The 21174-nt window shown below is 53.3% G+C and carries 26 protein-coding genes; 22 read left to right on the top strand and 4 right to left on the bottom strand.

Annotation, left to right across the window (positions count from 1 at the left end):
- Positions 1-76: 76 nt before the first annotated feature.
- Positions 77-2215: an alpha-glucan family phosphorylase gene (gene glgP / locus ABCO64_RS07840; RefSeq protein ID WP_253459184.1), complete on the top strand. Its 2139-nt coding sequence runs from the start codon at positions 77-79 to the stop codon at positions 2213-2215.
- A gap of 81 nt (positions 2216-2296) precedes the next feature.
- Here the strand turns inward: glgP and ABCO64_RS07835 are convergent, their stop codons facing one another.
- A complete protein-coding gene (locus ABCO64_RS07835; RefSeq protein ID WP_253459181.1) occupies positions 2297-2449 on the bottom strand; it encodes a hypothetical protein in 153 nt (50 codons plus the stop codon).
- A 211-nt stretch (positions 2450-2660) separates the two neighbouring features.
- Between ABCO64_RS07835 and ABCO64_RS07830 the strand changes: the two genes are divergently transcribed.
- The 11 genes from ABCO64_RS07830 (at position 2661) to ABCO64_RS07780 (ending at position 13265) form a co-directional block, all read left to right on the top strand.
- Entirely contained in the window at positions 2661-3392 is a 732-nt protein-coding gene (locus ABCO64_RS07830; protein WP_253459179.1) for an ABC transporter ATP-binding protein, read from the top strand.
- The gene (locus ABCO64_RS07825) at positions 3377-4489 is read left to right on the top strand and encodes a SufB/SufD family protein (protein WP_253459176.1); all 1113 of its coding nucleotides are present in this window, start codon (positions 3377-3379) and stop codon (positions 4487-4489) included. Before ABCO64_RS07830 ends, ABCO64_RS07825 begins: the two co-directional genes overlap by 16 nt.
- Positions 4489-5142: a protein-L-isoaspartate(D-aspartate) O-methyltransferase gene (locus ABCO64_RS07820; RefSeq protein ID WP_371922866.1), complete on the top strand. Its 654-nt coding sequence runs from the start codon at positions 4489-4491 to the stop codon at positions 5140-5142. The genes ABCO64_RS07825 and ABCO64_RS07820 overlap by 1 nt, the downstream gene beginning before the upstream one ends.
- Positions 5139-5744: a cyclase family protein gene (locus ABCO64_RS07815; protein WP_253459173.1), complete on the top strand. Its 606-nt coding sequence runs from the start codon at positions 5139-5141 to the stop codon at positions 5742-5744. Before ABCO64_RS07820 ends, ABCO64_RS07815 begins: the two co-directional genes overlap by 4 nt.
- Positions 5729-6346, top strand: coding sequence for a hypothetical protein (locus ABCO64_RS07810; RefSeq protein ID WP_253459171.1), 618 nt, complete (start codon positions 5729-5731; stop codon positions 6344-6346). Before ABCO64_RS07815 ends, ABCO64_RS07810 begins: the two co-directional genes overlap by 16 nt.
- Before the next feature lie 34 nt (positions 6347-6380).
- Positions 6381-7637 (top strand): phosphopentomutase/phosphoglucosamine mutase, encoded by a 1257-nt coding sequence (locus tag ABCO64_RS07805; protein ID WP_253459168.1) that lies wholly within the window; start codon positions 6381-6383, stop codon positions 7635-7637.
- Positions 7634-8851: a bifunctional sugar-1-phosphate nucleotidylyltransferase/acetyltransferase gene (gene glmU / locus ABCO64_RS07800; protein WP_253459165.1), complete on the top strand. Its 1218-nt coding sequence runs from the start codon at positions 7634-7636 to the stop codon at positions 8849-8851. The genes ABCO64_RS07805 and glmU overlap by 4 nt, the downstream gene beginning before the upstream one ends.
- A gap of 6 nt (positions 8852-8857) precedes the next feature.
- Complete coding sequence (locus ABCO64_RS07795; protein ID WP_253459162.1) at positions 8858-10021, top strand: sugar phosphate nucleotidyltransferase; 1164 nt, start codon at positions 8858-8860, stop codon at positions 10019-10021.
- Between the two features lies 1 nt (position 10022).
- A complete protein-coding gene (glmS, locus tag ABCO64_RS07790) occupies positions 10023-11768 on the top strand; it encodes a glutamine--fructose-6-phosphate transaminase (isomerizing) (protein WP_253459158.1) in 1746 nt (581 codons plus the stop codon).
- Positions 11769-11889: 121 nt separating this feature from the next.
- The gene (locus tag ABCO64_RS07785) at positions 11890-12867 is read left to right on the top strand and encodes a histone deacetylase family protein (RefSeq protein WP_253459154.1); all 978 of its coding nucleotides are present in this window, start codon (positions 11890-11892) and stop codon (positions 12865-12867) included.
- A gap of 113 nt (positions 12868-12980) precedes the next feature.
- The gene (locus ABCO64_RS07780; protein WP_253459151.1) at positions 12981-13265 is read left to right on the top strand and encodes a DUF2098 family protein; all 285 of its coding nucleotides are present in this window, start codon (positions 12981-12983) and stop codon (positions 13263-13265) included.
- Positions 13266-13269: 4 nt separating this feature from the next.
- On the opposite strand, the gene nikR is transcribed toward ABCO64_RS07780, so the two are convergent.
- Positions 13270-13692: a nickel-responsive transcriptional regulator NikR gene (gene nikR, locus ABCO64_RS07775; protein WP_253459147.1), complete on the bottom strand. Its 423-nt coding sequence runs from the start codon at positions 13690-13692 to the stop codon at positions 13270-13272.
- Between the two features lie 211 nt (positions 13693-13903).
- On the opposite strand from nikR, the gene ABCO64_RS07770 reads away from it, so the two are divergent.
- The 10 genes from ABCO64_RS07770 to ABCO64_RS07725 all read left to right on the top strand — a co-directional run bounded on the left by ABCO64_RS07770 (position 13904) and on the right by ABCO64_RS07725 (position 19617).
- Positions 13904-15139, top strand: coding sequence for a translation initiation factor IF-2 subunit gamma (locus tag ABCO64_RS07770; protein WP_253459144.1), 1236 nt, complete (start codon positions 13904-13906; stop codon positions 15137-15139).
- Positions 15103-15516 carry a type II toxin-antitoxin system VapC family toxin gene (locus tag ABCO64_RS07765; protein ID WP_253459141.1) on the top strand — a complete coding sequence of 138 codons (414 nt, stop codon included), beginning with the start codon at positions 15103-15105 and terminating at the stop codon, positions 15514-15516. The genes ABCO64_RS07770 and ABCO64_RS07765 overlap by 37 nt, the downstream gene beginning before the upstream one ends.
- Before the next feature lie 9 nt (positions 15517-15525).
- On the top strand, positions 15526-16107 hold the full coding sequence (locus ABCO64_RS07760) for a DNA-directed RNA polymerase (protein ID WP_253459138.1): 582 nt from the start codon (positions 15526-15528) through the stop codon (positions 16105-16107).
- Positions 16094-16300: a transcription elongation factor subunit Spt4 gene (gene spt4 / locus ABCO64_RS07755; RefSeq protein ID WP_253459136.1), complete on the top strand. Its 207-nt coding sequence runs from the start codon at positions 16094-16096 to the stop codon at positions 16298-16300. Before ABCO64_RS07760 ends, spt4 begins: the two co-directional genes overlap by 14 nt.
- Positions 16300-16803 carry a GTP-dependent dephospho-CoA kinase family protein gene (locus tag ABCO64_RS07750; RefSeq protein ID WP_253459133.1) on the top strand — a complete coding sequence of 168 codons (504 nt, stop codon included), beginning with the start codon at positions 16300-16302 and terminating at the stop codon, positions 16801-16803. The genes spt4 and ABCO64_RS07750 overlap by 1 nt, the downstream gene beginning before the upstream one ends.
- A 28-nt stretch (positions 16804-16831) precedes the next feature.
- Positions 16832-17125 carry a 30S ribosomal protein S24e gene (locus tag ABCO64_RS07745; protein WP_253459131.1) on the top strand — a complete coding sequence of 98 codons (294 nt, stop codon included), beginning with the start codon at positions 16832-16834 and terminating at the stop codon, positions 17123-17125.
- A 2-nt stretch (positions 17126-17127) separates the two neighbouring features.
- Positions 17128-17283 (top strand): 30S ribosomal protein S27ae, encoded by a 156-nt coding sequence (locus ABCO64_RS07740; RefSeq protein WP_253459129.1) that lies wholly within the window; start codon positions 17128-17130, stop codon positions 17281-17283.
- Between the two features lie 9 nt (positions 17284-17292).
- On the top strand, positions 17293-18861 hold the full coding sequence (locus ABCO64_RS07735) for a bifunctional N(6)-L-threonylcarbamoyladenine synthase/serine/threonine protein kinase (RefSeq protein ID WP_253459127.1): 1569 nt from the start codon (positions 17293-17295) through the stop codon (positions 18859-18861).
- An 11-nt stretch (positions 18862-18872) separates the two neighbouring features.
- Positions 18873-19406, top strand: a complete 534-nt coding sequence (rdgB, locus tag ABCO64_RS07730; protein ID WP_253459125.1) for an RdgB/HAM1 family non-canonical purine NTP pyrophosphatase — start codon at positions 18873-18875, stop codon at positions 19404-19406.
- A 64-nt stretch (positions 19407-19470) separates the two neighbouring features.
- On the top strand, positions 19471-19617 hold the full coding sequence (locus ABCO64_RS07725) for a 50S ribosomal protein L40e (RefSeq protein WP_253459122.1): 147 nt from the start codon (positions 19471-19473) through the stop codon (positions 19615-19617).
- Between the two features lie 24 nt (positions 19618-19641).
- Here ABCO64_RS07725 and ABCO64_RS07720 read toward each other — a convergent pair whose 3' ends face one another.
- Both ABCO64_RS07720 and ABCO64_RS07715 read right to left on the bottom strand, forming a co-directional pair.
- Complete coding sequence (locus tag ABCO64_RS07720; RefSeq protein ID WP_253459120.1) at positions 19642-20301, bottom strand: putative phosphothreonine lyase domain-containing protein; 660 nt, start codon at positions 20299-20301, stop codon at positions 19642-19644.
- Positions 20302-20316: 15 nt separating this feature from the next.
- Complete coding sequence (locus tag ABCO64_RS07715; RefSeq protein ID WP_253459117.1) at positions 20317-21084, bottom strand: sulfide-dependent adenosine diphosphate thiazole synthase; 768 nt, start codon at positions 21082-21084, stop codon at positions 20317-20319.
- Positions 21085-21174 lie beyond the last annotated feature (90 nt).

Raw genomic sequence — 21174 nt, 5'->3', positions numbered from 1 at the left:
GATACGCGTTCCTTAAGTATCAGTATGGTTCAATAGGTCATCGATGACCAGCGGGGATCACGTTCGGGATAATCATATGAGACTGCCCAAACGGCTTGTCGGACTTGAGGAACTTGCCTATAATCTCTGGTGGAGCTGGCATCCCGAGGCACGGATGCTCTTTAAACAGATCAACCAGGAGGCATGGCGGGAGAGCAACCATAATCCTGTCCGGATGCTTCGGGAGATACCGTACCGCTACCTCGAGGCTGCGAGTGAAAATCCCGCCTACCTCAGGGACTATGATGTGGTACTGAAACGGCTCCGGTCCTATATGAAGCAGAAGAGAGGGTGGTTTGGTGAACACTATGATAAAAAACCGTTTACCATTGCATATTTTTCAGCCGAGTACGGGCTGCACCATTCACTCCCCTTCTATGCAGGCGGCCTCGGTTTCCTGGCAGGTGATCACCTGAAGGAATGTTCTGATATGAATGTCCCGCTTGTCGGCATCGGTTTTATGTACTCACGGGGGTACCTCCACCAGCATATTCGCGCAGACGGATGGCAGGAGGAGATAACGCTCACCGTAAACCGTGACTGTGCCCCGATCACGCGGCTGCGTGACGAGTCGGGGAGGGATCTTGTCATAGGGGTCCCTGATATCGATCCGCCTGTCTCAGTGGCTGTCTGGAGAGTCGATGTCGGAAGGGTTCCACTCTATCTGCTTGATACTGATATTCCTGAGAACGATCCCTATATCCGCGGCATCTCTTCCCATCTCTATACCGGGAACCGAAAGATGCGGCTCCTCCAGCAGATCGTTCTTGGGATCGGCGGCCGTCACATACTAAAACAACTGGGTGTGCGTTTCTCGGGCATTCATTTGAATGAAGGCCATTCTGCATTTGCACTCCTCGAACTTGCACGGGAGTACGTGGAGGAAGAAGGCATACCAGTCGGTGAGGCCCTCGAAAAGATCCGCGGCCTGACGGTCTTCACCACGCATACCCCGGTTCCTGCAGGTCACGATATCTATGACCCGGACCTGGTTGAACAGCATCTTGGCCATTACATCGCGAAACTCGGTATGACACGTGAGGATTTTCTCGCCCTTGGCAGTTCTCCGGATAATCCGGGTAACGGGTTTAATATGACAGCTTTAGCGCTCCGTCTTTCACATTATCATAATGCAGTCTCAAAGAAGCATGCCGAGGTGACACGGGGGATGTGGAGCGGGTGCTGGCCCGGACTTCAGGAAGACGAGATCCCAATAGATGCAATAACAAACGGGGTGCATCTCCCGACCTGGCTGAATCCCAGGATGGAGATGCTCCTGAATGCGTATTTCGCCCGTATATGCCCTCACTGGCAGCAGAAACATGATAATACGGAGATATGGGCTGTTGTTGATGATATCCCGGATGAGGTTCTCTGGAAGCAGCATACCTGGCTGAAAATGAAGCTTTTCAACAGGATACGGGAGTATAAACGGAGAAAGTGGGCTGAAGGGCTTGAAAAGCCTGAGAACCTGGTGGCTGAAGGAACACTGCTGAACCCGAGTGTTCTCACAATCGGGTTTGCCAGGCGTTTTTCTTCATATAAGCGCGCGGATCTCCTCCTCTATGATGTCGAGAGGCTTGCAGAGATCCTGAATAATACATGGCATCCCGTCCAGATCATCTTTGCCGGGAAGGCGCATCCGGATGATACAGAGGGAAAGAAGATTCTGCAGCGGATCTATCAGCTTGCAATGCGGCCGGAGATGGCAGGCAGGATTGCTGTTATTGAGAATTACGGAGAACAGATCGCCCAGTACATGGTGCATGGCGTTGATCTCTGGCTCAATACGCCTCTCCCTCCGCTTGAAGCCTCTGGCACGAGTGGGATGAAGGCGGCTATGAACGGCGTCATAAACTGCAGCATCCTTGATGGCTGGTGGTGTGAGGGCTATAATGGGAGGAATGGCTGGGCGTTTGGAGGCGGCGGACGACGTGGCGACCGGACAGCGGATGATGCCCAGGCCCTCTACCGCCTTCTGGAAGATGAGATTGCCCCGCTCTACTATAACCGGGCAATGAATGGGATCCCGCATGGGTGGATCGCTATGATGAAAGAGTCGATGAAGAGTATTCCACCGCTCTTCTCGGCACGCAGGATGGTAAAGGAGTATGTCCACACCTATTATCCGCGTATGGTTGCCTGTGCAGAGGAGAATCTCTGCAGAACAGGGTAATGGCGCCTGGCAGGTGAGTTCTGCCGGGAGGAGGAAGACTGCATATGGGGAAGATGCGGCTCCACCCGCCATCTTGCGTTTTCAGGCGATGATTATACCGCGGCCCTGGTCGCGTACAGATGATCCGGATTTACCCCGGTGTTCTCTCAGTTCATATCTCCCGGAGGTCTCCTGGAGTGCTGCTGCATGCTCTCTGGCTCTCTCTGCGAGGTAGCAAAATGTTCTGGATGCCATAATACATCATCTGGAAAAGACGTATGAATACCCTTTCGGGCGGGGGGCGAAAGTGAAGCCCGGTACAAAAATCACCTTTCCCCTCATATCTTCTCTTGTTCTCCAAATGGAGTTGTTTTTAAGGATATTCCTGAGCGCAGTATACAGGGTCGATCGCTTCTCCTAAACAAGCCTTTTTACATCCTCAGGGCTGATTACTACATGATTTTCTATGCTGGAGATTGAGGACCTTCATGTTGAGGTCGAAGGCAGGGAAGTGCTTCACGATATCAACCTCACCATCAGGGAGGGTGAAACACATGTCCTGATGGGGCCAAACGGGTCGGGGAAGACGACACTCCTCAGGGCGATCATGGGTTTTGGTACATCAAAGGTAACCGAAGGCTCGATATTTTTTAAAGAGCAGGATATTACCAGAATACCAATCCACGAACGTGCGAAACTTGGCATCGGCCTGCTCTTCCAGAGGCCGCCAACCATCTCGGGACTGAAGCTTGGAAAACTGCTTTCTGTCACTTCAAAAGGCGATGCTGACCGTGTCGATACGTATGCCCGCAGAATGAACATGGATACGTTCCTTGAACGTGACATCAACAAGGGATTCTCAGGAGGCGAGATCAAGCGGAGCGAGGTGTTGCAGCTGATGATACAGCAGCCGGATTTCGTGATGCTTGACGAGCCCGAGAGTGGTGTTGATCTTGAGAATATGGCCCTGCTTGGCGATACCGTCGCCGGTCTTGTCGAGAAGGACAGGCATATCATCAAGAGGAAGAAGAGCGGGCTGATCATCACCCATACAGGCTATATTCTGGATTATATTGACGCTGATATCGGGCATGTGATGTGTGACGGAACCTTCAAATGCCATGGAAACCCGCGGGAGATTCTCAAGATGATCCAGAGCAAAGGATATAAGGAGTGTATCGAATGCCAGAGACTATGAAGGGGTATTCTGATCTCGAAAGCGACGATCTGAAACGGATCGAGCTAACAGGTCTTCAGACAGAATCGCTGGAAGGCCGATCCGGGAGTTTTCTCCAGGTGGACGGGCATATCCATCATGCATCAACCGGCACGAAAGGGATCGAGATTCTGCCGATTGCTGAAGCGCTTGAGAAGTATGCGTGGCTTGAGGACTATTACTGGAAGGCTGTACCGCGTGACAAAGATGAGATCACACAGTATATTGCTGCACGGGAGCCGAAAGGCTATGTCCTGATTGCGCGAAAAGGCAGCCAGACAGTCTACCCGCTCCAGACATGCCTCTTCCTTGCAAAGGATGACATCCAGTATGTCCATAACATCATCATTGCGGAGGAGGGTGCTGAGCTTCACCTGATTGCCGGGTGTGCAAGCTCGATGAAGACGATGAAGGGGGCACACTACGGTGTCACCGAGATCTATGTCGGAAAAGATGCCAAAGTCACCTCAACCATGATCCATACCTGGGGAGAATCGATCGAGGTCTACCCCCGCAGTGTGACAATTGTTGAAGAGCGTGGCGTCTTCCTCTCAAATTATGTCTGCATGGTGCCTGCAAAGAAGGTCCAGATGTATCCGACAGCAGAACTCCGGGGAGAAGGTGCTGTTGCCCGGTTCTCCAGCATCATGCTGGCAACCCCTGGTTCGTACCTGGACACCGGTTCCCGCGCCATCCTCTCTGCAAAAGGGGCGACAGCTGAACTGATCACCCGTGCGATCACAACCGGCGGAACAATCATATCCCGCGGCCACATCCTTGGATCAGTGAAGGATACAAAGGGCCATATCGAGTGCCGCGCCTTAATCCTGAAAGATGGAACGATACACGCAATCCCCGAGATCGAAGGCCGCGTCGTGGACTGCGAGCTCTCGCATGAGGCAGCTGTTGGCAAGATAGCACGTGATGAGATAGAGTACCTGATGGCACGTGGCCTCTCCGAGGACGAGGCGACTGCGACCATTATCAGGGGCTTTTTGGATGTCCGTATCAGCGGTCTCCCCGAAACCCTCCAGAAACAGATAGACGCCGCCATTGATGCGGCTGAAAAAGGATTCTGATGATGAGTGACCCGTTTGGACTCCGGCGAAAGGCGATGGTCGATACCCAGATCAGGCGTCGCGGGATACAGGACGAACGGGTTCTCTCATGCATGGAAGAGGTAAAACGCCATCTCTTTGTCCCCTCCGGCATGGAAGAGGATGCGGATCTTGACCGTCCTCTCCCAATCGGCCACGGCCAGACGATCTCCCAGCCATATATCGTTGCCCGGATGACCGAACTTCTGGAGCTGGAACCAGATGATTTGGTTCTTGAGATCGGGTGCGGTAGTGGATACCAGGCGGCGCTGCTTGCCAAACTTGCAGGCGCAGTCATCTCAATTGAGCGGATCGGGGCGGTGGCACAGAACGCAGAGGAAAACCTCAGGAAGGCTGGAATCAGCGGTGTCCGCGTCATTATCGGTGACGGAACAACAGGGTTTCCAGACGGTGCTCCCTACAATGCCATCCTGCTCACTGCTGCAACCCCGGAGGTTCCATCCCCCCTTCTCTCACAGATGGCAGAGGGCGGACGGCTTGTTGCGCCTGTTGGTGATGCTGATATCCAGTATCTCGTCCGTATCAGACGGCAGGGTGAGAATTATCTCCGTGAATCATTTGAGCCGGTCCGGTTCGTCCCGCTGATCGGCAGGTACGGGTGGAGTGAGAGATGAGGCTGTATGATGCAACCCGGATCATCTCAGAGGAACTCTACCGCTATCCGGGGGATCCCGTGGTTGCCTTCTCCATGGAGGAGAAGGATGGTGTTTCTGTCTCAGAAATCAGGATGGGAAGCCATACCGGCACCCATATCGATGCACCACGCCACTATCTCCCCGGTGGGGCGTCGATTGAGCAGATTCCGCCAGACGCCTGCATCGGCTCATGTCTCCTGAAGCAGGTGCCACCCGGCAGGATTCAGGCTGGTATCGGAGGGGAGCTTCCCCCTGGTGTATACAGGCTTGTTATCCACTCGGGATGGTCTTTTGACCGCCCCGATGAATACGGGTACCTGACACCTGATGACGCCCGCACGCTCGTTGAGCTTGGGGTTGTGGCAGTTGGAACCGATGCTCCCTCCATAGAAGCGCCTGATGGTGATGGTGAGGTTCACAGGATACTCCTCGCAGCAGGTGTTCTTATCATCGAACTCCTGCAGCTTGAGGGGATTCCGGAAGGAATGTATATGATGATCGCCCTGCCTCTGCCATTCAGGGGAATTGATGGCTCACCGGCCAGGGTTATTTTTCAGGATTTGGAATGCGTGATACCATGACACTTATCAGGAGAGCGGTAAAAAAGCTGAAAGAACAACTTGAGGGAAGCGGGTGCGATGATGGCATCGTCTCACTCTGGATTAATACTGATGTTCCAACCTGCCAGTACCCAAAAGGTGTCTGCCTTGAAGCGGTGTATGGCGGAAGAACCGCAGAGATGGTGACGACGACCCCGTTTGAGGGGAAGACGAAGATTTCTTTTCTGTATGAGGCTGCACTAAAGAAACCAAAGACCCGGGCTGCTGCCTGCGCCATCATGAATGTCCTGACAGGCTTTGCCTGTATGTCACGGAAGCTGCATGCATGTTCGCCCTCCAGCCATGAAGAGTGCCGGGAACTTCTCCTCCGGATGTATGATGCAGGCAGTGTCTACCCTGTTGGGGATCTGAACTCCATTCCGGATCTCTTCAAGGGCCGTATTGCAGCGAGCCCTGAGGAAGCTGATATCATCATTATTGCAGGCGATGGTCTTGTCTCTGACGAAGGTGTCGCTATACAGGACCAGTATCTTGAGACAAAAGAGTTCGTCTTCCTTGGGCCGTCAACTGCCGGAGTCTGTTCTCTCATGGACCTGAAGCACTGGTGCCCGTTTGGCAGATGAGTAACCATAATTAGGAATTGATCCCATCTTCTGTATGCTCTTTGGATCATCGGGGATCAGGATGCAGTATGGCAGAACGCTTCTTGATCTCTCCCTTAGTCTCGGCCTCTCCATGGGTGCCGGCAGGCAGAAGGTGGTTGTCGCACGGGATACGCGATCAAGCGGCCATATACTTGCCGAATCTCTTATTGCAGGCCTCCTCTCTGCCGGGTCTGATGTTCTCTCCGGAGGGGTTGCGCCGACCCCGACTGTTGCCTATGCGGCCCGGAATACAGATGCCGGCATCATGGTGACGGCCTCGCATAACCCTGAAGAATATAATGGATTAAAAGTCTTCAATCCCGATGGTTCATCCATCACACGTGCAGAGCAGCATGAGATTGAAGCGACCCTCGGTGATCCTTCATGGACTGACTGGAGAACCATCGGTTCAAGGGTCGAATCAGAGATTGTGACGCAGCACCAGGACGCAATCCTCTCTTCCCTCTCTCTTCCTGAAGGGATGACGGTTGTCCTGGATTGCGGCGGCGGTGCAGGATCGCTCATCACCCCCGCCCTTCTCAAAGAGAGCCATCTTCCTGCCGTGCTGCTCAACTGCGATCCAACTCCGCTGTTTCCGCGTCCATCTGAACCCCTGCCTGAGAACCTCTCCTATATGCCACAGGTTATCAGGAGCTCCGGTGCTGCCTGCGGGATCGCCCAGGACGGGGATGCAGACAGGTGCGTTGCCTTTGATAACAGGGGGCGGTTCATTGCAGGCGAACACCTCCTGATGCTCTTTGCGTCATACCTTGACCTCGGCGAGGTGGTGACAACCATGGATGCGTCCATGGCAGTTGACGAGGTTGCGACAGTCCGCCGCACGCCTGTTGGTGACAGTTATGTCTCTGAAGCCCTCCTCTCCTGGGGAAGCCTTGGAGGCGAACCCTCCGGGAGCTGGATCTTCCCCTCCCACTCGCTCTGCCCCGATGGCGTCTATGCTGCGGCCCTTATCTGTGAAATCGCCGGTGAATGGGATCTCGCAGAAGAAGTTGATGGCATGCCGGTGTATCCAATCCTGCGCTCATCAATTCCGACACCTGATGGAGCAGCAGTACTCCGTGCTCTTGGTGCAGAGAACCCAACAGATGGTCTCCGGGTGGAGGAGGAGGACGGCTGGTACCTGGTACGTGCAAGTGGCACTGAGCCAAAAGTCCGGGTGACCGCGGAAGGCAGAACGAAAGATAATGCAAAACGTCTTCTTTCAGAAGGTGAAGATAGATTAAAAAGAGCGATCCGGAAGGTCTCATGATGGCAGTACCAACTGAATGTGTCATTCTTGCAGCGGGAGAAGGAAAACGGATGCGGCCGCTGACAACGAACCGCCCCAAGGTGATGATCCCGCTTGCTAACCGCCCGATGCTTGAACACTTAATTATTGCTGCAAGGGATGCCGGTATCAGGCGCTTTATCCTGGTGGTCGGATACGGGGAACAGGCTGTCCGGGATCACTTTGGTGATGGCAGCGGGCTCGGTGTTGAGATAGAGTATGTCCTCCAGAAGAGGCAGCGTGGCACAGCAGATGCGCTCCTTTCTGCCGAAGGGCTTGTATCCGGCAGCTTCCTGATGATGAACGGGGATATGATCGTCAGTTCCGGCGAGATAGAGGCACTCTCGGAATTGCCTGCTCCCGCAATGGCAGTTGCAGAGACTGAAAACCCCGGCGAGTACGGTGTGGTTGTTCTTGAAAGCAACCGGGTTGTGAACCTGGAAGAGAAATCAAAGCATCCAAAGAGCAGCATGATCAATGCTGGCGCCTATCTCTTCTCTCCAGAAATATTTGACCTGCTTCAGACAATCGGGCTTTCGGGCCGGGGCGAGTACGAACTGACCGATGCCCTCACCAGGTACATTGACGAGGGCCGGCTTGCTGCTGTCCATTTCCGGTCATGGATGGATGTCGGCTACCCATGGGATATCCTTGCTGCCCATGAAACTATCCTCCCGGATGAAGCAGCAGAGAACGCCGGATTTATCGAGGAAGGGGTTTTCATAACCGGCCAGGTCACAATCGGGGAAGGGACAGTCATACGTTTTGGCAGTTATATCGAAGGCCCCTGCTGTATAGGTAAAAACTGCATCATCGGGCCCCATGCCTATATCCGGCCAAAGACTGCTATCGGCGACTCATGCCATATCGGCCATGCCGTGGAAGTGAAGAATTCTGTCATCTTCCATGGCACAAAGATCCCTCATTTCAACTATATCGGCGACAGCGTCATCGGAGCAGGGTGCAATTTCGGTGCAGGGACAAAAATTGCCAATCTCCGGCATGATCATGGGATTGTGTCATCAGGAGGGATTGCCACAGGAAGAAAGAAGTTTGGTGCGGTCATAGGCGATGATGTCCTCTTTGGCATCAACTGCTCGGTCAATACGGGATCGATCATCGGATCGAACTCAAGAATTGCGCCACATTCGTTTGTTGATGGCGTCTATGACGATGACACAATCATTTCGAGGTAAGAGAAGATGCAGGCAGTTATTCTGGCAGGTGGCGAGGGCTGGCGGCTTCGCCCGTTAACAAAAAACCGGCCAAAGGCGCTTATACCCGTTGGCAACCGCCCTTTAATCGATTATTGTATTGATGCCCTCCTCGCATCCGGTATACGGGATATCATCGTCGTCGTCGGGTACAGGAAAGAGCAGGTGATCAGGCATTTAAACAGTCTCGATCATGAGGTTCGGGTTGTCGTCCAGGAGCGGCAGCTTGGATCTGCTCATGCCCTCGCCTGTGCAGCACCCCTCATCCACGATACGGCACTCGTTCTCTCAGGGGATACGTACGTGGATGCCGACTCCATCAGGATGATGGGATCAGATGGGAACGCCATCATGGTCAACTCCTCCTCTTCTCCGTCCCATTATGGTGTCGTGACCGTGCAGAACAATTATGTGACCTCCTTTATCGAGAAGCCGGATGAAACAGGACCTTCCCTTGTCAGCAGCGGGCTCTATCTCTTCACACCTGAAGTGATACAATCTGTCTCCGAATTTGAACTTTCAGATCTCCTCATCCGCCTGATAGCTGAGGGTGTTTTGATCCGGGCTGTCCGGGGCTGTGAATGGGATGATGCGATCCATGCATGGGATCTTCTCAGTCAGAACCGGCATCTGCTCAGAACCAATGAGCCACAAAAAAGCGGGGCTATAAGCCGTCTTGTCACGATAAGGGGGAATGTATCAATTGGATCCAGAACCACCATCGGCCCTGGCTGCTGTATCACCGGTCCGGTCAGGATCGGGGATGATACCGTCATCCACCCAAATACGGTCATCGGACCTGATGTGAGTATCGGGAGCCGTGTCAGTATAGAGCCATTCACTTTTGTGGAAAACAGTATTCTTATGGATGATGTCAGGGTTGGCTCCCATTCCCGGATTTCTGACTCTGTTATCGGGGATGGGTGCCTGATAGCTGATCATCTCTCAACGATCACGACATCCGGCCTCTATTCACTTGGGGACGGAGATGCGAAGATGCTTCACCGCGGCACGTTTGGCGCCATTCTTGGCGAAGGTGTCCGGCTTGAACCATCTGTTGTCCTGACGGGATGCATCCTTGGAAACAATGTCGATGTCCGTTCTGGCAGGCGGCTTGAAGGAGTGATTCCTGATGGCTCGCGGGTGATCTGAAATGTGTGGGCTTGTGGGCTATATCGGTAATCGCCAGGCAGCCAGAATTGTGATTGAGGGTTTAAAGAAGCTTGAATACAGGGGATATGATTCCTTTGGCCTTGCAACACTGAATGAAGGTCTCTCTGTAGCTAAAAAGAGCGGCAGAATCTCTGGTGCCGATCCCTCGTTTACCAGTCTGCCGGGGACGATTGGGATTGGGCATACCCGGTGGGCAACCCATGGTGTTCCAGACGACCGCAATGCTCACCCCCACCTTGATTGTACCGGCAGAATTGCGGTGGTGCATAACGGGATCATTGAGAACTATGCAGAACTGAAGCGTGAATTACTTGCACGCGGACATATCTTCAGATCAGATACCGATACCGAGGTGGTTGCCCATCTTGTTGAGGAGCAGTTTGATGGAGATCTTCGGTCTGCTTTCTTTGCGATTCTTCCGCGTCTCAAAGGCTCATATGCCCTCCTCGTGGCTGCAGAAGGATGCGACACAATTGTTGGCGCCCGGAACGGAAGCCCTCTTGTGATCGGGATTGGAGATCGTGAGTTCTTCTGTTCATCAGATATCACTCCCCTACTCGAGTATACCCGACGGGTGATCTATCTTGAAGATGGCGATTGTATTGCCCTTTTGAGATCAGAGCTGCAGATCTTCCATGATGGCAACCCGGTTTCACGTCAGGCAGAAGAGGTGGACTGGGATGTTGAGGATGCCAAAAAGGGTGGGTTCACCCACTTTATGCTGAAAGAGATCTTTGAACAGCCCCAGGTCTTCTACAATACCCTTCAGGCGGTGAGAGAGGCAGACGAGGCTCTTGCCATCCTCTCAAAGAGAAAAGAGACGATATCGGTCATCGCCTGCGGCTCATCCTATCATGCTGGCCTTCTCTATAAGTACATCCTTGAGTCATACTGCGGTATCCCCGTCAGGGTTGAGATCGGATCAGAATTTAAGTACTATACTCCACCGCTCACTGACCTGATCATCGGTCTTACCCAGTCCGGTGAGACTGCGGATACGCTTGCCGCACTGAAGATGGCAAAGTCATGCGGCTGCCCCACAATTGCGATCACCAATGTGGTCGGATCATCAGTTGCCAGGATCGCTGATGCGACGATCTATACCCGTGCCGGTCCCGAAGTGAGTGTCGCTGCGACAAAATCGTTCATTGCCCAGCTTGCAGCAGGTCTTGAGATCGCCTCTTCCCTCTCGGAGAACCTGTCTGAATGGGATCTTGATCGCGTGAATGTCATGATCGAGGACGCACTCACCATACCGGTTGACGGGGCAGTCTCACTCTGCAAATGTGCGAACTCTATCTTCTTCATTGGCCGGGGTCTCTACTATCCCGTGGCGCTTGAAGGGGCACTGAAGATGAAAGAGATCACCTATATCCATGCTGAGGGGTATGCGGCAGGCGAGCTGAAGCATGGGCCGTTTGCACTCCTCTCCCCGGATACTCCTGTCATCGCGGTTGCGATGCCCGGCAGGACATACCCGGTGATGCTCTCAAATATTAAGGAGATTAAAGCGCGTGGAGCACCGGTGATCGGAATCGGCTTAACCGGTGATGATGAACTGCCGGAACTTGTGGATCTCTTCCTCCCGGTTCCGGCTCAGGACGAGGTGGCTGCTGTTGCATCGGTCTCTGTCCTCCTCCAGCGGCTTGCCTACCAGACTGCGGATGCGCTTGGGTGTGATATTGATAAGCCACGGAACCTGGCAAAAAGTGTGACTGTGGAGTGAGTTGTTCGTGCATGGTTCCTGCCAAATCCTGATGCTTTCCAGACAGTATTCTGTCTGCAATCGTATTTCAGCTCAGTTTCATCTGGCACCTGACAAGAGTGCTGTAGTTTGTTGATCCCGTATGCCCCGCACATCTGCTGTCTCAGGGGAGATCTTCTCCCTCCACCATATTGACAACCATCCGGAATGCGCACTCCGTCTGGATGCCCTCCGTGAGGGTATTCCAGATGGCGTCACCATCCATCCCCCGGTTCTGGCAGAGGAAGCGGATCTTGCCTCTGTGCATACGCCTGCACATATCCGGATGATCCGCCAGCTCTCCGAGTTTGGTGGGGTGAGATTTATTGATCCCGACACCTATATCACCCCCCGCTCCTTTGAGGTGGCATCATATGCAGCCGGTTCGGCTGTCTTTGCAGCAGAGCGTGCAATTGATGGTGAACGCGCCTTTGCCCTCGGCCGCCCCCCGGGACACCACGCCGAACCGGATCGTGCCATGGGCTTCTGCCTCTTTAACAGCGCTGCGATTGCTGCAGCCTCCCTTCTCAGGGATTATGACCGGGTTGCCATCCTTGACTGGGATGTCCACCATTGCAATGGGACGCAGAAAGCATTCTATACAAGTGACCGGGTGCTTGTGATGTCGATCCACCAGAGTAACAGCTTCCCCCGGACAGGATGGATAGATGAGATAGGATCAGGTGCCGGTAAAGGCTACACCTTAAATGCCCCGATCCTTCCCGGCTGCACATCAGCTGATTTTCTCTGGGTTTTCCGGGAGGTTTTTATCCCGGCGATGATCCGGTTTGATCCGGATGCATTGATCATCTCATCCGGCCAGGACGGGCTCAGTGATGATCCGCTTGCAGGCATGCATCTTGTTCCAAAAGATTTCGGGATGATGGCACGCACGATTACAGATGCACTGGATCTGCCGATTGCGCTTGTGCTTGAAGGCGGATACGGCCCTTCGATGGGCAGATCACTTGGCTCGATATTCTCGGCTTTGAAAGGGGATGCTGTTCATCTTCCCGATAACCTGAAGCCGCAGCCAGGAACACGGCGGGTTGCCAAACTGCTCCAGAGGGTGCACTGGTAGGGTCCGGGTACTACTGGCAGGTTCTCTGAAGGTCCAGGCAATCAGCCCCCCGGGGGTGGATGGAACAACCGATCCCAATATCTTTATCCCGTCCCGTACCTACAATGCTAACCATGACCACTGCTATCAAGCCCGGCCAGGCGGTCCGGTATGGGCGAACCGGAACCGTCGGTACTGTGACCGGTATTGAAGAGATTGGGGGTGATCTCTTCTGTATTGTCGATACAACCGATCTTCTCTACCGTGCCGACATGCTCACGCCTATAACCAGCCTGAAAGAGAATAAGCCAAAGAAAGAGAAGGATGTGCGTGAAGAGATCCAGGAGGATGTCATCCGCCAGACTCTGGCTGCCGAGAGTGCACGTCTCTGTGACGATAATGTTGAGTGTGGGGGCTGATCCCTCACCTGTTTACCGGAATCGTTGTTAATTTAACAGATTCAACACCTTTTTGCGACATCAGGCGTTCGGCAACCGCCTTGATGTCATTACCATCCCCTCTCACCAGTATCACCTCAAGGCACCGGTCATGGGTGACATGGGAATGGAGTGATGCCTGGATAAGGGACATATAGTCGTGCTGGATCTCTGTCAGTGTCTGGATGAGGCCGCGGTGTTCGTGATCATATACCATCGTAATAACACCCTGGCGATCTCCCTTCACATCACTCATCCACTGGTAGTATGTGATGTAGCTGCGGATCGCATCCCTGATACCCTCGGAACGTGATGAGTACCCGCGCATACCGATGATATCATCAAATTTGTCAAGCAGATTCTTCGGGAGTGAGATGCCAATTCGTGATAACTCTGATTCTCCGGTCATATCATTTCCTACTGTATCTGATTCGCACTATGATATTACTATTTCGGAATAATTGTTCATGTTCTGACATACTCCATATGTCCTCTGGGGTGTTGCCGGTCTCAACTCCTTCCAAAAACGGGGGTGCCTGATCGTATCCTGATCGTTCCGCTACCCTGAGATATTATCTATGAGAAGAACGATTATATAGGCTATGGAGGTTTGAGTTTCTTTGCATGATCCTACAATACCAAGTGTCAATATAGGCGTCGTCGGTCACGTCGACCACGGAAAAACGACGCTTGTCTCAGGGGTTACCGGCACCTGGACGGATCGCCACAGTGAAGAGTTGAAACGGGGGATCTCGATCCGTCTGGGGTATGCGGATGTAACCTTTTACCGGTGTCCATCGTGTACCGGATCTGATGCGCTATCCACATTTCCGGATTGTCCGGTCTGTAATGGGAAGACCGAGCCGTTTCGATCGGTCTCTTTTGTGGACGCCCCCGGTCACGAAACCCTGATGGCGACGATGCTCTCCGGCTCTGCGATCATGGACGGTGCGATGCTTGTCATTGCAGCAAACGAGCCATGTCCACAACCACAGACGAAAGAGCATCTTATGGCGCTTGAATTAACCGGGATAACCCGGATAGTTATCGTCCAGAACAAAATCGATGTTGTTACCCAGGCTGCTGCACTTGAGAATTATAAGCAGATTAAAAAATTTGTGAAAGGGACGGTTGCCGAGAATGCACCCATCATACCGGTTTCAGCACAGAAAGGGATCAACTTCCCGGCACTGGTTGGTGCACTTGATGAGACGATCCCCGAGATCGATCGTGATCCCGATGTTCCACCGGTTCTCCTGATTGCGCGCTCCTTTGATATCAACAAGCCGGCCGCCAGCTGGCGTGATATCCGTGGAGGGGTGATCGGCGGGTCGCTGATCCGCGGGTTGCTCCGTGATGGTGAGGAGATCGAGATTCGTCCCGGAAGGCAGCAAATCATCGAAAATAAGACGAAATGGGAGCCTATACAGACAAAGATCAGCTCCATGCACATGGGTGCAAAGAAGATCACCCTGGCAACACCGGGTGGTCTCACGGGTCTTGGCACAAAACTTGATCCTGCTATCACCAAAAGCGATACGCTCGTCGGCCAGGTGGCAGGCCATCCCGGAAAACTACCGCCGGTATGGGATACGATGAAGTTTGACGTCACCCTGATGGAGCGTGTCGTTGGTGCAACATCTGAGCAGCTGATTGAGCCACTGAAGCACAAAGAGCCGCTTATGCTCTCTGTGGGGACTGCTGTCACAGTCGGTGTGGTTACCGGAACCAGGAAGAATATCGTCGATGTCGTCCTGAAACGCCCGGTTTGTGCAGAAATTGGATCCCGTATCGCAATATCAAGGCAGGTTGGCGGTCGATGGCGGCTGATCGGAATGGGGGTTCTGACCGAGTAGTTGTTCTCCTGGACACCAATGCGCTCCTGATCCCCCAACGGTCCGGTGTGGATATCTTCGCCGGCCTGCAGGAGATCTATGGCACCTATGAGCCGGTTGTGCCGGCTGAAGTGGTGCATGAACTGAGGGCGCTTGCACAGGGTCGGGGGAAATCGGCTGCGGCAGCACGATTTGGCCTGACGCTTGCATCAGGGTGCAGGACTCTTCCTCCCGGGAATCCAAATCTCCCGGTTGATGAGATCGTTGCCATTCAGGCAGAAGCCCTTTCTGCTCATGTCCTGACAAATGATCGGAAATTAAAAGAGGCCCTCCTTCAGAAAGGGTTGCCTGTGATAGTATTAAGAAATCAGAAACGATTGGAACTCATCAGAAAATAGGTGTGAGATATGTATTATAAACTGAAATTAGCCGATAAGGTCCGGGTTCCCGCCCACCGTCTTGGTGAGGATCTCAGGGTTGTTCTCCTTGATGTTCTCCAGGAACAGCTCGAAGGGAGCATTGATAAGGAGATCGGGATCTTCATTGTCGTTACCGCAATTGACGAGATTGGGGAAGGCGAGATTATCCCCGGGGATGGGGCGGTGTACTATGATGTCACGTTTGAAGCCCTGGCGCTTCGCCTTGCTCTCCAGGAGGTCATTGAGGGGCTTGTTGTTGAGACGACAGGATTTGGAGCGTTCGTCAGCCTTGGCCCAATTGATGCAATGCTGCATGTGAGCCAGATATCAGATGACTTCATCAATCATGACGAGAAGAACTCCCGCCTGGTCTGCCAGCAGTCTGAGAGGACAATCGGTGTTGGAGATAGTGTCAGGGCGCGGATCGTCTCTCTCTCATTAAATGAGCGTGAGCCGCGTGAGAGCAAGATTGGTCTGACAATGAGGCAGGCAGGGCTTGGAACCGCATCGTGGCTTGCCGATGAAGATGCGAAACTTTCCTCGGAGAAAGGTGGCCATGCCAGCGCGTAAGAAGCAGGATCAGGTCTGCAGGCAATGCCACAGGGTGCTTGAGTCAGATAAGGAGGCGTGCGTTGTCTGTGGGGATGCAAACCTCTCCACAGACTGGCAGGGGTATCTGGTTATCATCGATCCAAAACATTCCGCGATAGCAGAAAAGATGAATATAGACCTTCCCGGAAGGTATGCTCTGAAGGTCCGCTGATGCTCCGCCTCCAGGATGAATGCCGCGACTTCCTGAGAAAGCCCTTTGGCACACTCTTTTCTGATATCTCCCAGGTGATTCCATACCTTGCCGGAAACGTCGTCTATACCGTAGGTGATGTGGTCACAGACTCACTCTTCTCGCGCGGTATCTATCCTGACATCGTCGTCATCGATGGCTACTCTATGCGCTCACCATTTCTCAAGACCCCTCTCTATGCAGGCGCCCGGTACATCAGGGTGACAAACCCGGCAGGTACCATCACCGATGATCTGGTCAGGGGGCTTCATGAGGCAATTGCCAATCCTCCTGCACTCGTCTTTGTGGATGGCGAAGAAGATCTCGCGGTTATTCCTCTTGTCATCGCATCGCCTGACGGAGCACTTGTCCTCTATGGCCAGCCCGGTGAAGGTGTTGTTATGAGGAAGATTGATGAGTCTGCCCGCAAGGAGGCAACTATTCTTCTCTCGTATTTTACCCGGGAGAACGCCAGTATTAAATAAGTATCAGGAGAATAATTCTGGGATATTGATGGAGATTAACATCACAGCCAATACAAGAAATGAACTCCTGCTGAGGAATGAGTTGGAGTTTACCCTGACGTTTGATGGCGCAACCCCGTCAAGAATGCAGATCACCGGAAAGCTTGGAGCCCTTCAGAATGCCCGGGAGGACCTGATTGTACTTGACTCAGTCAATATGCAGTATGGTTCCCGGACAGGGAAGGGTCTTGCCCGTATCTATGATACAGCAGAAGCCCGCACCCGGACAGAACGCGATTTCCTCCTCTCACGCGGTCAGCCGAAAGCAGAAGCGGAGGAGTGAGTATGGCAGGCGGCCGTTATAAACACTATAAAGTGGATGGTGAGTCTGCGGTAGCAGAGAAACGGCATTGCCCGCGCTGCGGACCGGGTGTCTTCCTTGCGAACCATTCCGATCGTGTCTCGTGTGGAAAGTGCGGTTTCACGGAATTTAACAAATAATTTTTCTCTATGCCTCGTATCGGGCAGGTACTGGGAATTGAGGGGACTGCATGGAACCTCAGTGCCGCTGTTTTTGATGACGATCTGGTAACAATATCGTCCTCTGCCTATTCTCCGCCACATGGTGGTATTCATCCCCGTGAGGCTGCCCAGCACCATGCGGCTGTGATGAAGGATGTGATCGGCGCTGCGCTTGCAGAAGCTGATGATATCTCAGCTGTTGCCTTCTCACAGGGCCCGGGCCTTGGACCCTGCCTCAGAACGGTTGCAACTGCTGCCCGCTCGCTTGCGCTTGGTCTTGGAGTGCCTCTTGTCGGGGTCAACCACTGTGTTGCCCATATCGAGATCGGCAGGTTTAAAACGGGGTTTACTGATCCGATTGTACTCTATGCGAGTGGTGCAAATACTCAGGTTCTCGGTTATTTAAATGGCAGATACCGGATATTTGGCGAGACGCTGGATATCGGGATCGGCAATGCGCTTGACAAGTTTGCCCGCCACCATGCTCTTCCCCATCCCGGCGGGCCGGTTGTCGAAGACCTGGCAAAAAAGGGCTCGTACTTCCCGCTTCCCTACACGGTGAAAGGAATGGATCTCGCGTTTTCAGGGCTTGTGTCTGCTGCAAGGGATGCAGATGCCCCGTTGCCGGATGTCTGCTGCAGTCTCCAGGAGACGGCGTTTGCCATGTGTGTCGAGGTGACAGAGCGGGCTCTTGCCCATACCGGAAAGAACGAGGTGATCCTGGTTGGCGGTGTCGGGGTGAATGCACGGATGCAGGAGATGCTTGCGCAGATGTGCAGGGAGCGGGGCGCATCGTTTGCTGTGCCTGAGCGTCTCTATATGGGCGACAATGGTGCCATGATCGCCTATACCGGCAGGATCATGCTTGAAAGCGGCCAGACGATCCCGGTTTCGGACTCATGCGTCAACCCGGTCTATCGATCAGATCAGGTTGAGGTGACCTGGCGAAGCGATACCGGATCCGTATTTGATGCAGAGGCCCTGGATATTGGCCTTCGGGGTGCTGAGGCTCAGGTAACGCTCTCGTCAGGGAATGCATGGAAGCGGCGCCTGAAGAAGGGGTACCGCCATCCACAGCTTGATGCTGAACTTATCCGCGAGCGCACCCGGGCAGAGGCGCGGATTCTTGTCTCTGCCCGGCGTGCCGGTGTACCTACGCCGGTGATCAGGGATCTGACCTCTGATACGATCGTGATGGAGGAGATTAATGGATCTGTCCTGAAGTATACGCTTGACCCTGATCTAGCCGAAGAGGCTGGCAGGATGGTCGGGAAGCTTCATACTGGTGGAATCGTCCATGGTGATCTGACCACGAGCAACATGATCGAAAGAGATGGCGATGTTGTCCCAATCGATTTCGGCCTTGGCCATGTGACGTCTGAGATCGAGGCGCGGGGTGTTGATCTCCATGTCTTCTTCCAGACACTCGAAAGTACAAGGGAGGATGCCCCTGTTCTGAAAGAGGCGTTTATGAAAGGATACCGGGAGACGTTTGAGGGTGCCGATGATGTCATTGTCCGGGAGCATGAGATCGAACTCCGGGGGCGCTATCTCTGAAGATCACCGTTGTGACAGGCAATCCTCACAAGGTTGATGAAGTCGCCTCATTCTTCTCAGGTATCGCGCAGATCGAGCAGGTTGATTGTGAGATCCCCGAACTCAGGCATGATGATGTCAGATCCGTTGCCCGTGCAAAAGCTGAAACTGCATGGAACCTGTTGCGGCGGCCTTTAATTGTGGATGATACCGGTTTCTTTGTTCCTGCGCTCAACGGGTTTCCCGGCACCTGTGCGGCATACTGTATGAAGACGATTGGGAACGGCGGTATCCTGAAGCTTCTTGAAGGGGAGGCAGATCGATCTGCGTACTTTGAGACTGCGATTGCCTATGCTTCTCCCGAGGGGATTGAAGTCTTCACTGGCAGGATTGACGGGATTATTACCGGCGCGCCGCGAGGTTTGGGAGGATTTGGGTACGACCCAATCTTCTTATTTGATACACGAACACTCGCCGAATTGCCGCTTTCAGAAAAAAGCGCCGTATCGCACAGGGGAAAAGCCCTTGCTCTCTTCCGCGACTGGTTCGTCTCCCGTGGCGACTGAATACAACAATGGTTAAGACGTTAAAACGTCCACTTATAAGAACGCATATCTCTTGGTGTTTACTATGGCACGGTTTCCAGAAGCTGAAGCACGACTTCTCAATGTCAAGGTCTGCATGAAATGCAATGCCCGTAACGCAATCCGCGCAAAAACCTGCCGGAAATGTGGTTCAAACCAGCTCAGAACAAAGAACAAGGAACGGAAGGCATAGTCCTTTTCCGTTCGTTTTTATTTTTTATGCGTTGTAATATGTGACTCTTTTTCCAGCGGAGCTGTACTCCCCTGCGAAGGTTTCGATATTTCGTTTATATCCGATACGATCAGTGATCCCAAAATCCCTGAGGCGCTCACGGACACGCATCACCTCATCAACATCCTGCCAGTCGCTGGTATAGACATAGATGACAAGCCGCTCGTCTCTTGATTCGGGATTTTCCTTGACTGTGCTTACTTTCGCAGAGATTCCAAGATTTCCTGCCCAGGTTTCATCCCTGACTGATATCCAGATATCATCTGCCGTATCTCGCGGGAGAAATATCAGCCATTTGCCTGCATCTTCTGCATTGACAGACTCGGGATCGACTCCGGGTGCGTCCTGGATGATCCAGTGCATTCTGTGTGTCTCCGATGGGAGTATGCCCTCACCAAGCTGGTAGAGGCAGCAGATCTCATCACACCCGCCGACTGTCGAGAGGAGTGCATCTGCCAGAGGCGGATATTCGTCCTGAAAACGCGCAAACGTCTTCCTGCAGGCCTCTACAAGCTGGGGTTCTGATTGGAGCAGCTGGAAGACCGGCGTGTCTGCCTCTTCCATTACCTTTCCAAAATAGATGGTGAAGATCCCAAAGGCGATATCGGCAAGCGCCTCTGCATTGTCCTGGTCCGGAGATTCCATTGCCCCATTCCTCCCTCACATCCATCCAAGCTGTTCCCTGGCAAGTTCTGCTGCCCGTTCGCCCGAGAGGAGCATCCCTCCGAATACCGGGCCCATCCGGGCCTCTCCGGCGACCGCATTTGCTGCCATTCCACAGGCGATGAGTCCTGGGAATATCTCGCGGGTGTGGCTGATGATATTTGTCTCTGCACGTTCAGCCCACATGAAGCTCTCGCCCTGGATTACCAGGTCTCCTCCCTTCTTCCTGACACAATGGGCAACGACTGCATCGTGGCCGGTTGCATCGATGGTTACTTTTGCTGCAAGCGTCAGGGGGTCGACATGGAGCCTGCTCATCTCAACTGGTGTTCCCGAGATGACAAGGCCGCTGACCCTGCCATCTTCCTTGATTACGACATCTTCGACTGAAGTAAGGTTGAAAAATTCTGCTCCTGCGTCACAGGCAGCAGCAGTCAGTTTTGCAACTGATTCAACTGAGCTGGCGACGTAGTATCCTAAACGGTATTCCTCGTAGGATATGGCAAATCTGTCAAGGAGACGGCGGGCCTCTTCCTGGACGACGATACGCGGGAAGGTCATCCCTCCTCCCCACATCCCTCCGCCGACAGACAGTTTCTTCTCGATGATCCCAACACGCAGTCCATCTTCTGCTGCAAGTGCTGCGCATGTCAGTCCTGATGGTCCTCCACCGACAATGGCAATGTCAAGATCGAGATATTCTGAGAAGATTCGTGCGTGTGTCTCGACAATTGCCCTGCTGATTGTCACTTCATCGAGTTTCATCTGATTCCTCACTCGATATAGGTGTGCTGGTATTACTAATATTCTCTTCAGATGGTGATCCTGTTCGCAGGTATTATCTTACCAAAGATG

The sequence above is a fragment of the Methanocalculus natronophilus genome (assembly GCF_038751955.1).
Taxonomy (GTDB): domain Archaea; phylum Halobacteriota; class Methanomicrobia; order Methanomicrobiales; family Methanocorpusculaceae; genus Methanocalculus; species Methanocalculus natronophilus.
This window is presented reverse-complemented; position numbering and strand designations above follow the sequence as displayed.

Coding starts and splice junctions, on each gene's coding strand:
- ABCO64_RS07765 (WP_253459141.1), top strand. CDS start 15,103: ATGGCGGCTGATCGGAATGGGGGTTCTGACCGAGTAGTTGTTCTCCTG.
- ABCO64_RS07810 (WP_253459171.1), top strand. CDS start 5,729: ATGCGTGATACCATGACACTTATCAGGAGAGCGGTAAAAAAGCTGAAA.
- ABCO64_RS07795 (WP_253459162.1), top strand. CDS start 8,858: ATGCAGGCAGTTATTCTGGCAGGTGGCGAGGGCTGGCGGCTTCGCCCG.
- ABCO64_RS07805 (WP_253459168.1), top strand. CDS start 6,381: ATGCTCTTTGGATCATCGGGGATCAGGATGCAGTATGGCAGAACGCTT.
- ABCO64_RS07745 (WP_253459131.1), top strand. CDS start 16,832: ATGGAGATTAACATCACAGCCAATACAAGAAATGAACTCCTGCTGAGG.
- glgP (WP_253459184.1), top strand. CDS start 77: ATGAGACTGCCCAAACGGCTTGTCGGACTTGAGGAACTTGCCTATAAT.
- ABCO64_RS07785 (WP_253459154.1), top strand. CDS start 11,890: ATGCCCCGCACATCTGCTGTCTCAGGGGAGATCTTCTCCCTCCACCAT.
- ABCO64_RS07725 (WP_253459122.1), top strand. CDS start 19,471: ATGGCACGGTTTCCAGAAGCTGAAGCACGACTTCTCAATGTCAAGGTC.
- ABCO64_RS07780 (WP_253459151.1), top strand. CDS start 12,981: ATGACCACTGCTATCAAGCCCGGCCAGGCGGTCCGGTATGGGCGAACC.
- ABCO64_RS07750 (WP_253459133.1), top strand. CDS start 16,300: ATGCTCCGCCTCCAGGATGAATGCCGCGACTTCCTGAGAAAGCCCTTT.
- ABCO64_RS07820 (WP_371922866.1), top strand. CDS start 4,489: ATGATGAGTGACCCGTTTGGACTCCGGCGAAAGGCGATGGTCGATACC.
- ABCO64_RS07815 (WP_253459173.1), top strand. CDS start 5,139: ATGAGGCTGTATGATGCAACCCGGATCATCTCAGAGGAACTCTACCGC.
- glmU (WP_253459165.1), top strand. CDS start 7,634: ATGATGGCAGTACCAACTGAATGTGTCATTCTTGCAGCGGGAGAAGGA.
- glmS (WP_253459158.1), top strand. CDS start 10,023: ATGTGTGGGCTTGTGGGCTATATCGGTAATCGCCAGGCAGCCAGAATT.
- ABCO64_RS07760 (WP_253459138.1), top strand. CDS start 15,526: ATGTATTATAAACTGAAATTAGCCGATAAGGTCCGGGTTCCCGCCCAC.
- ABCO64_RS07830 (WP_253459179.1), top strand. CDS start 2,661: ATGCTGGAGATTGAGGACCTTCATGTTGAGGTCGAAGGCAGGGAAGTG.
- ABCO64_RS07720 (WP_253459120.1), bottom strand. CDS start 20,301: ATGGAATCTCCGGACCAGGACAATGCAGAGGCGCTTGCCGATATCGCC.
- ABCO64_RS07825 (WP_253459176.1), top strand. CDS start 3,377: ATGCCAGAGACTATGAAGGGGTATTCTGATCTCGAAAGCGACGATCTG.
- ABCO64_RS07735 (WP_253459127.1), top strand. CDS start 17,293: ATGCCTCGTATCGGGCAGGTACTGGGAATTGAGGGGACTGCATGGAAC.
- spt4 (WP_253459136.1), top strand. CDS start 16,094: ATGCCAGCGCGTAAGAAGCAGGATCAGGTCTGCAGGCAATGCCACAGG.
- ABCO64_RS07715 (WP_253459117.1), bottom strand. CDS start 21,084: ATGAAACTCGATGAAGTGACAATCAGCAGGGCAATTGTCGAGACACAC.
- nikR (WP_253459147.1), bottom strand. CDS start 13,692: ATGACCGGAGAATCAGAGTTATCACGAATTGGCATCTCACTCCCGAAG.
- ABCO64_RS07740 (WP_253459129.1), top strand. CDS start 17,128: ATGGCAGGCGGCCGTTATAAACACTATAAAGTGGATGGTGAGTCTGCG.
- ABCO64_RS07835 (WP_253459181.1), bottom strand. CDS start 2,449: ATGGCATCCAGAACATTTTGCTACCTCGCAGAGAGAGCCAGAGAGCAT.